Below are 13,805 nucleotides of genomic sequence, written 5' to 3' on the forward strand. Positions count from 1 at the left end.
GCCCAGCATCACGTCGAGCGCATGCAGTGCCACCTCGCGCGCCGTGTCCAGGCCGGGCACGGCGGCGCGCGCCAGCGCCAGCGACGCTTCGGCCTGCCGCAGCGCCGGCTCGTTCAGCAACCCCTTGCCATGCAACAGCGTGGCGATCTCCAGCAGCGCCGCGTCGGTGTCGACCTGGCGGCGCGCCAGATCGAGCCGCGCCTGCAGGCCCTGGATGGCCAGGTACAGGTCGGCCGTTTGCGCCGCCACGGCCAGGCGCGTGGCGGCCCATGCCGCGTCGCTCGCTTCATAATCGGCACGCGCCGCTTCGCGCTCGCGCCGCAGGCCGCCGAACAGGTCGAGTTCCCACGATGCCTGCAGGTTCAGTTCGCGCGCGCTGCCGGCGCGCTGGTAGCCTGGCGTGGCATTCAAGACCTGGCCCAGCGGCGTTTGCACCGACTGGTAGGCGCGCGCCGCCTGGCCGTCCACGCTGGCCGACGGCAGCAGCGCGGCGTCGGCCGCACCGGTGGCCGCGCGCGCCTGCGTGACCCTGGCCTGTGCCTGCGCCAGGTCGAGGTTTTGCGCCAGCGCCACCGTCACCAGACGGGTCAGGCGCGGGTCGCCAAAGCTGGTCCACCATTGCCGCAGTTCGGCGGCGTCGCTGGCCTGGCGCGCGCCAAGCGCCGCCTGGTGCCGGTACTGCGCCGCTTGCGGCAGTTCGGGCCGGCGGTAGTCGGCACCGGCGGTGCAGCCAGCGGCAGCCAGGCTGGCGGCGATCAGAATGAAGGGGAGGCGCGGGCGGGGCAGTGGCATGATGGCTTTCCAGTTCAAAAGAGAATAAAGTGTGACTATAATACATTTTGGTCACTTATTGTGCATTCTGGCGCGGCGCGTTAAGCTGTCGCCATGAATTCCACCACACCTGCTACACCCAGCCCTGCGCGCGGCCCCGCCGGCCATGACGTGCGCGACCAGATTGTGGCCGCCGCCACCGAGTATTTCAGCCTCTACGGCTATGAGAAGACGACCGTTTCCGACCTGGCCAGGGCGATCGGCTTTTCCAAGGCCTATATCTACAAGTTTTTCGAATCCAAGCAAGCCATCGGCGAGCATATCTGCGGCAACTGCCTGCGCCAGATCGAAACCGAGGTGAGGGCGGCGGTGGCGGCGGCCGGCCAGCCGCCCGAGCAGCTGAGGCGCATGTTCAGGGCCAGCGTCGAGTCCAGCCTGCGGCTATTTTTTCAGGACCGCAAGCTGTACGACATCGCCGCCTCGGCCGCCACCGAACGCTGGCCCGCCGTGCTGGCCTATGAGCTGGCAATGGGCGCCTTGCTGCAGGATATCTTGCAGCAGGGGCGCAAGACAGGCGACTTCGAACGCAAGACGCCGCTCGACGAGACCGCCAGCGCCATCTACCTGGTGATGCGCCCCTACGTCAATCCCTTGCTGCTGCAACATGGCGTCGACAGCAGCGATACGGCCGTGGTGCAGCTGTCCAGCCTGGTGTTGCGCAGTTTGTCGCCATAGCCGCTTGCATGATAAGTGACGATTGACTTAATTGGTCACTAGTACCAGAATGAGAACCCTGATCACTCGTTCATGGGATTCTTATGCGCTGGCGCCGCCTCGCTTCATCTGTTGTTATCTCCTCTTTACCCCTGGTATTGGGCGCTTGCGCCGACAAGACGCAGGCCGATCCGCGCACGGCGACGCCGCTGGTGCGGGCCGTCGCGGTGCAGGGCGCCGAATCTGGCGCGCGCAGCTTTACGGGCGTGGTCACGCCGCGCGTGCAGAGCGATCTCGGTTTTCGCGTGGCCGGCAAGGTCAGCGAACGCCTGGTCGACGCTGGCCAGGCCGTGCGCCGTGGCCAGCCCTTGCTGCGCCTGGACGCCGACGATCTGCAACTGCTGGCGCAGGCGCGCCAGGAGGCCGTCACGGCCGACAGCGCCCGCGCGCGTCAGGCGGCGGACGAAGAAGCGCGCTACCGCGACCTGCGCGGCACGGGCGCCATCTCGGCATCCGGTTACGACCAGGTGAAGGCAGCCGCTGACGCGGCAGCCGCCCGGCTCAAGGCCTCGGAAGCCGAGGCGGCGGTGGCGCGCAATGCGCTGCGCTACTCGGTGCTGCTGGCCGATGCCGACGGCGTCGTGATGGAGACGCTGGCCGAACCTGGCCAGGTGGTCGCGGCCGGGCAGTCGGTGGTGCGCCTGGCCCATGACGGCCGGCGCGAAGCGGCCATCCAGCTGCCGGAAACCTTGCGTCCGGCGCTCGGTTCCACCGCCCAGGCTACCTTGTTCGGCAGGCCGGGAGCCAGCGTGCCGGCCACCTTGCGCCAGCTGTCGCAGACGGCGGACCGGCAAACGCGCACTTTCGAGGCGCGCTATGTGCTCGACGCGGCGCTGTCAAGCGCGCCGCTGGGCGCCACCGTCACCTTGCGCCTGGCCGGCGCCCAAGCCGCCGGCGACAGCGTGCAAGTGCCGCTGGCGGCGCTGCATGATGCAGGCAAGGGGCAGGGCGTGTGGGTGATCGCCGGAGAGCCGGCGCAGGTCAGCTGGCGGCCCGTCAAGGTCAGCCGGCTGCACGAGGACGGCGCCGACGTCAGCGGCCTGAAGGCGGGCGAGCGCATCGTCGCGCTGGGCGCCCACCTGCTGCATCAGGACGAGCGGGTCAGGGTTGAAACGGCGCCGGTCGTGCCGCTGGCCGCCGGCGCGGGAGCGCGTCCATGAGCGCGGCCCGCTTCAACCTGTCCGCGCTGGCCGTGCGCGAACGTTCCGTCACCCTGTTCCTGATCTGCCTCATTTCCCTGGCCGGCCTGCTGTCGTTCTTCAAGCTGGGGCGCGCGGAAGACCCGGCATTCACGGTCAAGGTGATGACGATAGTCACCGCCTGGCCCGGCGCCAGCGCGCGCGAAATGCAGGACCAGGTGGCCGAAAAAATTGAAAAGCGGCTGCAGGAACTGCGCTGGTATGAGCGCGCCGAAACCTACACCACGCCTGGCCTGGCCTTTACCACCCTGACCCTGCTCGACAGCACGCCACCGGACCAGGTGCAGGCCGAGTTTTACCAGGCACGCAAGAAGGCGGGCGACGAGGCGGCCAATTTGCCGGCCGGCGTGATCGGTCCGATGATCAACGACGAATACGCCGACGTCACGTTTGCCCTGTATGCGCTGAAAGCCAAGGGCGAGCCGCAGCGCCTGCTGGTGCGCGAGGCGGAAACGCTGCGCCAGCGGCTGCTGCACGTGCCGGGCGTAAAAAAGGTCAATATCATCGGCGAGCAGGCCGAACGCATCTACGTCGAGTTTTCGCAGGAGCGCCTGGCCACCTTGGGCGTGCGGGCGCAGGACGTGTTCGCCGCGCTGAACGGCCAGAACGCCTTGACGCCGGCCGGCTCGGTCGACACGCGCGGGCCGCAGGTGTTCATCCGCCTTGACGGCGCGCTCGACGCGCTGCAAAAGATCCGCGACACGCCCGTGGCGGCGCAGGGGCGCACCCTGGCCCTGTCCGATATCGCCACCGTGCGCCGTGGCCAGGAAGACCCGGCCAGTTTCCTGGTGCGCAATGGCGGCGAGCCGGCGCTGCTCCTGGGCGTGGTCATGCGCGACGGCTGGAACGGGCTGGACCTGGGCAAGGCGCTGGACCGCGAAGTGACGGCCATCGGCACCGCCATGCCGCTGGGCATGAGCCTGGCCAAGGTCACCGACCAGGCCGTCAATATCGGCGCGGCCGTCGACGAATTCATGCTCAAGTTCCTCGCCGCGCTGCTGGTGGTGATGCTGGTGTGCTTTGTCAGCATGGGCTGGCGGGTCGGCATCGTGGTGGCCGCCGCCGTGCCATTGACCCTGGCCGCGATGTTCATCGTGATGGCGGCCACCGGCAAGAACTTCGACCGCATCACCCTTGGTTCATTGATCCTGGGCCTGGGCCTGCTGGTGGACGACGCCATCATCGCCATTGAAATGATGGTGGTGAAAATGGAAGAGGGCTACAGCCGCATCGCCGCCTCCGCCCATGCCTGGAGCCACACGGCCGCGCCCATGCTGGCCGGCACCCTGGTGACGGCCGTCGGCTTCATGCCCAACGGCTTTGCCCGCTCCAGCGCCGGCGAGTACACCAGCAATATGTTCTGGATCGTCGGCATCGCGCTGATCGCCTCGTGGGTGGTGGCGGTGGTGTTCACTCCCTACCTGGGCGTGAAACTGCTGCCGGAACTGAAACACGTCGCCGGCGGCCACGCTGCGCTGTACGACACGCCGCGCTACCAGCGTTTTCGCCGCTTGCTGGGACGTGTGATCGCCCGCAAATGGCTGGTGTTTTCCACCGTGATCGGCCTGTTCGTGCTGGCCGTGCTGGGCATGGCCGTCGTCAAGAAGCAGTTTTTCCCCATCTCCGACCGTCCTGAAGTGCTGGTCGAAGTGCAGCTGCCGTATGGCAGCGCGATCGGCCAGACCAGCGGCGCGGCGGCCAGGGTGGAAGCGTGGCTGGCGCGCCAGCCCGAGGCGAAGATCGTCACGGCCTATGTGGGCCAGGGCGCGCCGCGCTTTTACCTGGCGATGGGGCCGGAATTGCCCGACCCGTCGTTCGCCAAGATCGTCGTGCGCACCGACAGCCAGCAGGCGCGCGACGCCTTGAAGCAGCGTTTGCGCGTGGCGGTGGCCGCCGGACTGGCGCCCGAAGCGCGCGTGCGCGTGACGCAGCTGGTGTTCGGCCCGTACTCGCCGTTTCCCGTCGCCTACCGGGTCAGCGGCCCGGATTCCGAGGTATTGCGCGGCATCGCCGGCCAGGTGCAAGCCGTGATGCAGGCCAGCCCGCTGATGCGTACGGTCAATACCGACTGGGGCACGCGCACGCCTACCCTGCATTTCAGCCTGCAGCAGGAGCGCCTGCAGGCGATGGGCCTGACGTCCGCCGCCGTGGCGCAGCAACTGCAGTTCCTGCTGCGCGGCGTGCCTGTCACCGCCATGCGCGAAGATATCCGCACGGTGCAGGTGGTGGCGCGCGCGGCCGGTGACGTGCGGCTGGACCCGGCGCGCATCGCCGACCTGACCCTGGCCGGCGCGAATGGCGAGCGCATCGCGCTGTCGCAGGTGGGCAGCGTGGAAGTGCGTTCGGAAGAACCGGTGCTGCGCCGGCGCGACCGCCAGCCGACCATCACCGTGCGCGGCGATATCGCCGACGGCCTGCAGCCACCGGACGTCTCGGGCGCCATTACGGCGCAGCTGCAAGCCATCATCGACAAGCTGCCGGCCGGCTACCGCATCGAGCAGGCCGGCTCCATCGAGGAATCGGCGAAGGCGACGCAAGCCATGCTGCCGCTGTTCCCCATCATGCTGGCGCTGACCCTGCTGATGATCATCCTGCAGGTACGGTCGATCTCGGCGATGGTGATGGTGTTCCTGACCAGCCCGTTGGGCCTGATCGGCGTGGTGCCCACCTTGCTGCTGTTCCAGCAGCCGTTCGGCATCAATGCGCTGGTCGGCCTGATCGCGCTGTCGGGCATTTTGATGCGCAACACGCTGATCCTGATCGGCCAGATCCATCAGAACGAGGCGGCCGGGCTGGCGCCGTTCGACGCCGTGCTGGAAGCGACCGTGCAGCGCGCGCGGCCCGTGATCCTCACGGCGCTGGCGGCCATGCTGGCCTTCATCCCGCTGACCCATTCGGTTTTCTGGGGTACCCTGGCCTACACCCTGATCGGCGGCACGTTTGCCGGCACGGTGCTGACTTTGGTCTTTCTACCGGCCATGTATGCGATCTGGTTCCGCATACGGCCGCAGGCAAGGGCTGTGCCGCTGGTTTAATCTGGTGCGGCAGGGTCGGCAGCGGCGTGCGCCAGGCGTGCGCGCCGCAGTTCGGCCCACTCGATCAGCGCCTGCATCGACGGCCCCAGTGCATGGCCGATCTCGCTCAATGCATATTCCACCCTGGGCGGCACCTGCGCGTAGACCTTGCGCACGACGATGCCGTCCTTTTCCAGCTGCTTGAGCTGCTGGATCAGCATTTTCTGGTTGACTTCCTCGATCAGCCGCTCCAGGTCGGAAAAGCGCAAGGGCGCCTTGGCCGCAAACAGCTGGCACAGGATGATGATCTTCCATTTGCCTTCGAGTACGCGCAGGGTCTCGGTGGTAGCGTCGGCCCAGTCGCGGCGATTCTGCGGATCGCTACAATTCCATTCCCGTTGTTCTGCCATGATATGTGGGTTACTTACTTTTCGGTGGGTACTTCCCATTATTGCATAAGGCTCCTAAAATCGCAGCATAGTGCACAACGCGGAGGTCATGAATATGAAGATAGGTATTATTGGAACGGGAAATATCGGTGCAACCCTGGCGCGCAAGCTGCTGGCCGCCGGCCATGAGGTGAGGGTGGCCAATTCCGGCGGCGTCAAAGGCGTGCAAAGTCTGGCCGACGACATCGGCGCGGTACCGGCCGATGTGCATGGCGCCGTCGACGGCGTGGACGTGGTGGTGCTGGCCATACCACTGCCGGCCATGGCCAGCCTGCCTGCTGGCCTGTTCGACGCCGTGCCGCCGCAGGTCACGGTGATCGACACCAGCAATTACTATCCAGGCATGCGTGACGCGGCGATTGCGCAGATCGATGCGGGAATGGCCGAAAGTGCCTGGGTGTCGGCCCAGCTGGGGCGTCCGGTGGTCAAGGCCTTCAACAATGTGCTGGCGCATACGCTGGCCGCGCTGGGCCAGCCTGCAGGCACGCCGGGCCGCCTCTCGGTTGCCGTCGCCGGAGATGACGCGATGGCCGTGCAGACGGCGAGGACTTTGGTGGAGCAGGCCGGATTTGACGCGGTCGACGGTGGCACCCTGGCGCAGTCCTGGCGTCAGCAACCTTGCACGCCAGCCTACTGCTGCGACCTTGATGCGCCCGCCATGGCCAGGGCGCTTGCCGCGGCGGTCCCGGGCAAGGCGGCGGCGATCCGCGAGCAGATGCCGGCGCAGTTCGCCAAGCTGGGCGCGCATGCCAGCCATGACGACATCGTCGCCATGAACCGGCGACTGAACGTCGTCTAGGCCCCGGTCGCATCCTGCCGGTAGCGTGCCGGCGGCAGTTCGAACTGGTTCTTGAAGAAGCGGGTGAACGCGCTTTGCGAGGAAAAGCCCAGGCGGTCGCCGATTTCCGCCACGCTCATGCTGGTTTCGCGCAGCAGGCGGCGCGATTCGCGGCTCTTGGCGCGCAGTTCCAGCGCGCGGAACGAGGTCTGCTCCTGCTGCAGCTGGCGCTGCAAGGTCCAGCGGTTCATCGCCAGGCCGTCGCACAGGGCCGGCAGCAGCGAAGCGCCGTCCGCGTCCGCCTGCTGGCCCAGCAAATCGATGATGGCCTGCTCGACGCGGGCGGAAAACAGCTGCGCCCCCTGCAGCTTTTGCAATTGCCCTTGCGCGTGGCGCAGCGCGTGCGGCGCCAGCATGGCGTTGAACTGGGCGAAGGGCAGGTCCAGTCCCGGCGCGTCAAACACCAGGGTGTTGCGCGCCTGGCCAAATTCGGCGGCGGCGCCGAAGCATTCCGAAATGGCCGGCGCAAAGCGCGGCGCCTTGCCGCGGAAACTGGCGCGAAAAGCCGTCGGCGTGCCCGCGTCATAGGCGCGCGTCACCAATGACAGCATGCGGAAATTGGCCAGCGCCTGCATGGCGCCGCCCAGCGGGCAGAACTCGGACAGGTATTCGATCTCGACGCGCGTGCCGCTTTCACTCATCAGCATGAAATCAAATTCGCCGATCAGGCCGCGCAAGTGCAGCAGCTCGTGCAGGGCGCTGCGCAGCGTCGGACGGTTGAAGCAGACGTGGGCGATGCCGGAAAAATGCGCGAACCAGTGAGTCACGTCGAGGTCGAGGATGCCGCGGTGCGGCGGCAGATGCTGGGCGTAGACCGTCATGCGGCGGTGCCGCTCGGCGTTGATGCGCCCGCCGGGTTCCGTGAGCTGCGCCGGCGTGATGCCCGTGTGGCGGAAAAAGTCGGCGGGATCGTGCCCATCGGCCTGCATGGCGCGCGCGTAGTTTTGCGCGATCCGGTTCGAAACCGTGCGCGTATCGGGTTTGTGCAAGGTGTGTCTCCTGCTTGTTGTAGTAATTTTTCACAAATATTAGCACTTTGTAGGAAAGTGTTGGTTGTCGTGCCGTCTAACCAAAAATTGTTTTCGCGGGTATAAAACGCGTGCTGCGCAGTCAAGAAACTCACGCATTCTCACGCTATATTGATTTCGGGCTGGCCCTGATGCCACCCGGATACCTACAAAAACAGTCTTGGAGATCATGATGAATTGCACAATGAAACCGATGGCCCGCGTGGTCGCGGGCTGCGTCGCCACGCTTGCCCTGGCCGCCTGCGGCAACGACACCGTCAGCGTGGATTACACGCAGCCCGTGTTCGGCGCCACCACTTACAGCCAGCTCAAGGTCGACGGCTATACTTTCAAGGACATGAACCGCAACGGCAAGATCGACCCGTATGAGGATTGGCGTTTGTCCGCCGAAGCGCGCGCCGACGATCTGCTGTCGCGCATGAGCCTGGACGAAAAAGCCGGCCTGATGATGCATGGCACGGCGCCCACCGTGGCCGATCCCACCGGCATCGGCCAGGGCGGCGCGTATGATCTGGCGGCCCTGCAGGACCTGATCGTCAAGCAGTACGTCAACACTTTCATTACCCGCATGGCGGGCGACGCGGCCAATATGGCGGCGCAGTACAACAAGGTGCAGGCTCTGAGTGAGACGTCGCGCCATGGCATCCCCGTGTCCATCAGCACGGATCCGCGCCACCATTTCCAGTACACGGTGGGCGCCAGCGCCGGTACCCAGGGCTTTTCGCAGTGGCCGGAAACCCTGGGCCTGGCGGCCATCGGCGACGATGCGCTGGTGCGACGCTTCGGCGACATCGCGCGCCAGGAATACCTGGCCGTCGGCATCACGCAGGCGCTGTCGCCTCAGGCGGATCTCGCCACCGAGCCGCGCTGGTCGCGCATCAACGGCACCTTCGGCGAGGACGCGGACCTGACCAAGCGCATGGTGCAGCACTATATCGAGGGCTTCCAGGATGGCAACACGGGCCTGCATGACGGCAGCGTGGTGGCCGTCGTCAAGCACTGGGTCGGCTACGGCGCGACGAAAGAAGGTTACGATGGCCACAATTACTATGGCCGCTACATGACTTACCCGGGCAACAACTTCGCCTACCACGTCAAACCGTTCGAAGGCGCGTTCACGGCCAAGGCGGCCTCCGTCATGCCGACCTATGCGCTGCCGGACGGGAACATCACCATCGACGGCATCACCCTGGAGCAAGTGGCGGCCGGCTTCAGCAAGACCATGCTGACGGATCTGCTGCGCGGCAAATACGGGTTTGAGGGCGTTATCCTGTCCGACTGGGGCATCACCTCCGACTGCGATGCCAACTGCCGCAACGGCACCGCACCTGGTGTCGCGCCGTCCTTCATGGGCTTTGGTACGCCGTGGGGCATGGAAGACGCCACCAAGGCCGAGCGTTATGTCAAGGCCGTCACGGCGGGGATGGACCAGTTTGGCGGCGTGACGGAAGCGCCCTACCTGACGCAAGCCGTGCAGCGCGGCCAGCTGACGGAAGCGCGCATCAACGCTTCGGCGCGGCGCATCCTGGTGCAGAAATTCAAGCAGGGCCTGTTCGAACATCCGTTTGTCGATACGGCCAAGGCGGCGGCCACCGTGGGCAAGGCGGAATTCGTCGAGGCGGGCCTGGATGCGCAGCGTCGTTCGCTGGTCCTGCTGGAGAACAAGGACAAGGTCTTGCCGCTGGCGGCCAGCGTCAAGAAGGTCTACCTGTACGGTATCGATCCTGCCGTGGCCAAGCAATACGGCTACACCGTGGTGGCGACGCCGCAGGAAGCCGACGTGGCCCTGCTGCGCGTGGCGGCGCCTTTCGAGATCCTGCACCCGAACTACATCTTCGGCAGCATGCAGCATGAAGGTCGCCTGAACTATGTCGACGGCGACGCCGACTACGAGGCAATCAAGAACGCGGCGAAATTCGCGCCGAAGACGGTGGTTACCGTCTACCTGGACCGCCCGGCCATCCTCGGCAACGTGCAGGACAAGGCCAGCGCCATCGTCGCCAACTTTGGCGTCAGCGACGGCGCGCTGTTCGATGTCCTGACGGGCAAGGCCAAGCCGCAAGGCAAGCTGCCGTTCGAACTGCCGTCGTCAATGGCCGAAGTGCAGGTGCAGAAATCGGACGTGCCGTATGACACGGCGCATCCGCTGTACAAGTTCGGTTACGGCTTGGGGTACTAAGCCGTCCCTGCCATCAACGCAGGGAAATCCAGCTGCGCTCCTGCGCGGAGCGCAGCGCCGCATCGATCAGCCGGTCGACTTCGTAGCCGTCGCGGAAGGTGGGCCAGACCGGTTCGCCGCTGGCGATCGCGTGCAGAAAATCGCGTGCCTCGATGACGATCTGCTCGTTGTAGCCAGTGCCGTGCCCCGCGCCCTGGGAAAATGCCAGGTAGTCGGGGTGGGCAGGGCCCATCAGCAGGCGCTGGAAGCCCTGGCGCTGCGCGGGGCGGCCGGCGTCGTACAGCCATAATGCATTCTGCTCTTCCTGGTCGAAGGCAATCGCGCCTTTGGTTCCCGTGATGCGGTAGGTATAGCCCATCTTGCGCCCGGCCGCCACGCGGCTGAAGGTCAGGGCACCCAGCGCGCCGCTGGCAAAGCGCAGCATCAGATTCCCTTGGTCGTCATTTTCCACCGCTTCCATGCCGTGCCGGCCCTGGCGCTGCGCATGCACCGTGTTCATGTCCGCCACCAGCGCATCGACGGGGCCGCCCAGGCGCAGGGCCAGATTGAGCAGGTGCGAGCCGACGTCGGCCAGCGCGCCGGCGCGCGTTGCCGTGGCTTCCCGCGTGCGCCACGAAGCGGGCGCGCGCGGGTCGTGCAGATAGTCTTCCACGTGTTCGGCGGCGACGTGGATGATCTCGCCGATTTCGCCCGAGGCGATGATTTGCCTGGCCAGCTGGCTGGCCGGCGTGCGGATGTAGTTGTAGCCGACCATATTGGCCACGCCCGCCGCTTCCGCCGCCTGCGCCAGCAGCAAGGATTCGGCGGCCGTCATGCCCAGCGGCTTTTCGCAGAAGACGGGCTTGCCCAGGGCCAGGGCGGCCAGCACGATGTCCTTGTGCGTGGCAGGCGGCGTGGCGACGATGACGGCGCCAATGGCGCGATCATTGACCAGCGCGCGCCAGTCGCCGGTGGAGCGCTGCCAGCCCAGTTCCTGCGCGCTGCGCGCCGCGCCTTCGGCGCTGCTGGTGCTGATGCAGGCGCACACGGGATTGAGGGCCGTAGGGAAAATGCTGCGCACGGCCTTGTAGGCGATGGTGTGGGCCTTGCCCATGTAGCCGGCGCCGATCAGGCCGATGTTGATGTCTTGCATGTGGAGTCTCCGGGAGTGTGCGGGATGGAATCAGGCTTGCTGGCGCCAGGCGTGGCTGTCCAGCGCATCGGCCAGGCGCGCGGCAGGCCATTGCTGCTCCAGCGCCTGCAGCATGCGCTGCTGCTGCGTGGGCGGCGCCATGCCGTCAATGGGCTGGTCGCGGTCCAGGTTGCTGGGGAAGGCATAGCCTTCGGCGCAGGCGGCCACCGCGTGCGCCATGCCTTCGGCTGACAGCGATCCCTGTGCGCGCAAGGCTTGGAGCGCGGGATACAGGGCGGCGCTCATGGCGCGGCGGTCCAGCGCTTCCATGGCGCGGCCGAACGGCGACGACACTTGCAGCAGGTTGGCCATGCGGCGGATATCGGACGAGCGGTTATGCCCGGCCGCATGGAACAGGGCGGGGTTGAAGAACACGGCGTCGCCCTTGGACAGCGGCAGCTGCACGCAATGCTGTGCGAAATAGTCGCGGAAGGGGCGCTGCTGCCAGGCCAGGAAGCCGGCCCGGTAGCGCTGTGAACCTGGCAGGTAGAGCGTCGGGCCTGATTCCAGCGGCATGTCGCAGTGGGCGACGGCGCCCTGCAGGGTGAGCATGGCGGACATCTGGTGCACGGGCGCCGGGTAGGCGGCACAGGCGGCGGCGTTCTGGAAGCCCAGGTGGTAGTCGCGGTGCGGCGCCTGGGCCGCTCCGCCCGGATTGACGACATTGACTTGCGCCGTCATCTGGTAGGCCGGTCCCAGCCACGCCTGCGCTATCCAGGCGAAGACGGGATTGCTGTAATAGCGCGCGAAAACTTCCGGGGCACGCAGGCAGAGCTTTTGCTGGGCGTTCCAGATGCGGTCATTCGCGCCCGGCTTGGCGAAATGGTCGCCGCCCGCCTGGCCGCTGGCATGCTGCTCGGCGATCAGGGCGCGAAACACGCCGCTTGCCTGTTCCAGCGTCGCGAGATCATCGACGGCGCCTTGCAATACGATGACGCCGGGGCCGTCCATCAGGGCCTTGCCCCATTCGGCCTGCAGCAAGCGCAGCGCGGCGGGGCTGGCGGCCAGCGCGCGTACGGCGCCGCAGTCGTACACGAGGATATTTTCCTGCACCGCGGCGGCGTGCGGATAATCGGCCAGCGCGGTGCGCTGGCTGACTGTGGCGATGAAGTCTGGCAGGTCGCAGCTTTCCGGTGTCAGCCAATAAGGGGCAGGCGGCGCTGTGCCGGCGTCGGTGGTGTGCATGCGGTGTCTCCTGATGTGGATGTTTTTCATGAATGATGTTGTAGAATCAGTATAAGCATGAAAAGCCGCATTTTTCATCAGAAAAACCATCAGAAAACCATCAATTCCATGCCCGTAAAGGGGACACCCAATGACCCATCCCTTTCCCGTCAAGGTCGTGGCGCTGCAGGCCGGCGTCAGCGTGGCCACCGTCGACCGCGTCATCAAACAGCGCGGCGGCGTGCATGCGAACACGGTGCGCCGCGTCACGCAGGCGCTCGACGAACTGGCGCGGCAAAGCACCCAGGTGGGCCTGTCCGGCAAAAAATTCATGTTCGACGTGCTGATGGTGGCGCCGCGCCGGTTTACGGACGCCGTGCGCGCCGCGCTGGAAGCGCAACTGCCATCGTTGCAGCCGGCCGTGCTGCGTTCGCGCTTTCACCTGCACGAAACGCTGGAAGTGCAGGGCATCGTGGAACAGCTGGAACGCATCCGCAAGAACGGCAGCCACGGCGTGCTGCTGAAAGCGCCCGACTTGCCGCCGGTGGCCGAGGCGGTGAACAGGCTGGCGGCGGCCGGCATTCCCGTGGTGACCCTGGTGACGGATTTGCCCGCTTGCGCGCGGCGCGCCTACGTGGGCATGGACAACCGCGCGGCGGGCGAGACGGCCGCCTACCTGCTTGGCCAGTGGCTGGGCGCTACGCGAAAAAAACAGCAGGTGCTGGTGACCCTGAGCAGCAACCGCTTTCACGGTGAAGAAGAGCGCGAGATCGGCTTTCGCCGCGCGCTGCGCGAACGGTACCGGCATGTGAGCATCGTCGAAGTGAGCGAAGGCCATGGCATCGACGGCGCCACAGGCGCGCTGGTGCGCCAGGCCCTGGCCGCCCATCCGGGCATCGCCGCCGTGTATTCCATCGGCGGCGGCAATGCCGCCATCGTGCAGGCGTTCGCCGGCGCGGGGCGCCACTGCCAGGTCTTCATCGGCCATGACCTCGATGCGGACAACCTGGCCCTGCTCACCTCGGGCGCCATACACGCCGTGCTGCACCATGACCTGGGCCAGGACATGCGCCGCGCATGCCAGGAATTGCTGCGCGCGCAGGGCGCGCTGCCGCCACTGGCGCAGCCCGCGCCGCTGTCGGCCATCCAGGTCGTCACGCCCTGGAATCTGCCGCCGCTGAACTGAGTGAATTGACAGTCGGGCAAGGCTGGCCGATA

11 protein-coding genes are annotated in these 13,805 nt (G+C 66.5%); 6 read left to right on the forward strand and 5 right to left on the reverse strand.

The features are described 5' to 3' along the window. The coding region (locus JaAD80_RS18630; protein ID WP_180979473.1) for a TolC family protein at positions 1 to 792 on the reverse strand (792 nt) is incomplete at its 3' end. Positions 793 to 885: 93 nt separating this feature from the next. On the opposite strand from JaAD80_RS18630, the gene JaAD80_RS18635 reads away from it, so the two are divergent. The 3 genes from JaAD80_RS18635 (at position 886) to JaAD80_RS18645 (ending at position 5,779) form a co-directional block, all read left to right on the forward strand. After that, positions 886 to 1,506 carry a TetR/AcrR family transcriptional regulator gene (locus tag JaAD80_RS18635; protein ID WP_102296221.1) on the forward strand — a complete coding sequence of 207 codons (621 nt, stop codon included), beginning with the start codon at positions 886 to 888 and terminating at the stop codon, positions 1,504 to 1,506. A gap of 83 nt (positions 1,507 to 1,589) precedes the next feature. Next, positions 1,590 to 2,705 carry an efflux RND transporter periplasmic adaptor subunit gene (locus JaAD80_RS18640; protein ID WP_102296223.1) on the forward strand — a complete coding sequence of 372 codons (1,116 nt, stop codon included), beginning with the start codon at positions 1,590 to 1,592 and terminating at the stop codon, positions 2,703 to 2,705. After that, positions 2,702 to 5,779 (forward strand): efflux RND transporter permease subunit, encoded by a 3,078-nt coding sequence (locus tag JaAD80_RS18645; protein ID WP_102296225.1) that lies wholly within the window; start codon positions 2,702 to 2,704, stop codon positions 5,777 to 5,779. Before JaAD80_RS18640 ends, JaAD80_RS18645 begins: the two co-directional genes overlap by 4 nt. On the opposite strand, the gene JaAD80_RS18650 is transcribed toward JaAD80_RS18645, so the two are convergent. Then, positions 5,776 to 6,168 carry a helix-turn-helix domain-containing protein gene (locus tag JaAD80_RS18650; protein WP_102296227.1) on the reverse strand — a complete coding sequence of 131 codons (393 nt, stop codon included), beginning with the start codon at positions 6,166 to 6,168 and terminating at the stop codon, positions 5,776 to 5,778. The genes JaAD80_RS18645 and JaAD80_RS18650 overlap by 4 nt on opposite strands. 88 nt (positions 6,169 to 6,256) lie before the next feature. On the opposite strand from JaAD80_RS18650, the gene JaAD80_RS18655 reads away from it, so the two are divergent. Then, positions 6,257 to 7,006: an NAD(P)-binding domain-containing protein gene (locus tag JaAD80_RS18655; protein ID WP_102296279.1), complete on the forward strand. Its 750-nt coding sequence runs from the start codon at positions 6,257 to 6,259 to the stop codon at positions 7,004 to 7,006. On the opposite strand, the gene JaAD80_RS18660 is transcribed toward JaAD80_RS18655, so the two are convergent. After that, positions 7,003 to 8,034 (reverse strand): AraC family transcriptional regulator, encoded by a 1,032-nt coding sequence (locus JaAD80_RS18660; RefSeq protein ID WP_102296229.1) that lies wholly within the window; start codon positions 8,032 to 8,034, stop codon positions 7,003 to 7,005. The two genes, JaAD80_RS18655 and JaAD80_RS18660, sit on opposite strands and share 4 nt — an antisense overlap. Before the next feature lie 223 nt (positions 8,035 to 8,257). Between JaAD80_RS18660 and JaAD80_RS18665 the strand changes: the two genes are divergently transcribed. Next, on the forward strand, positions 8,258 to 10,252 hold the full coding sequence (locus JaAD80_RS18665; RefSeq protein ID WP_102296231.1) for a glycoside hydrolase family 3 protein: 1,995 nt from the start codon (positions 8,258 to 8,260) through the stop codon (positions 10,250 to 10,252). A gap of 13 nt (positions 10,253 to 10,265) precedes the next feature. Here the strand turns inward: JaAD80_RS18665 and JaAD80_RS18670 are convergent, their stop codons facing one another. Beyond that, entirely contained in the window at positions 10,266 to 11,384 is a 1,119-nt protein-coding gene (locus tag JaAD80_RS18670; protein ID WP_102296232.1) for a Gfo/Idh/MocA family protein, read from the reverse strand. A 30-nt stretch (positions 11,385 to 11,414) separates the two neighbouring features. Further along, positions 11,415 to 12,608, reverse strand: a complete 1,194-nt coding sequence (locus JaAD80_RS18675; RefSeq protein ID WP_102296234.1) for a phytanoyl-CoA dioxygenase family protein — start codon at positions 12,606 to 12,608, stop codon at positions 11,415 to 11,417. A gap of 130 nt (positions 12,609 to 12,738) precedes the next feature. On the opposite strand from JaAD80_RS18675, the gene JaAD80_RS18680 reads away from it, so the two are divergent. Next, the gene (locus JaAD80_RS18680; protein ID WP_102296235.1) at positions 12,739 to 13,773 is read left to right on the forward strand and encodes a LacI family DNA-binding transcriptional regulator; all 1,035 of its coding nucleotides are present in this window, start codon (positions 12,739 to 12,741) and stop codon (positions 13,771 to 13,773) included. Positions 13,774 to 13,805 lie beyond the last annotated feature (32 nt).

The sequence above is a fragment of the Janthinobacterium sp. AD80 genome, from assembly GCF_002878455.1.
In the GTDB taxonomy this organism is placed as follows: Bacteria; Pseudomonadota; Gammaproteobacteria; order Burkholderiales; family Burkholderiaceae_D; genus Janthinobacterium.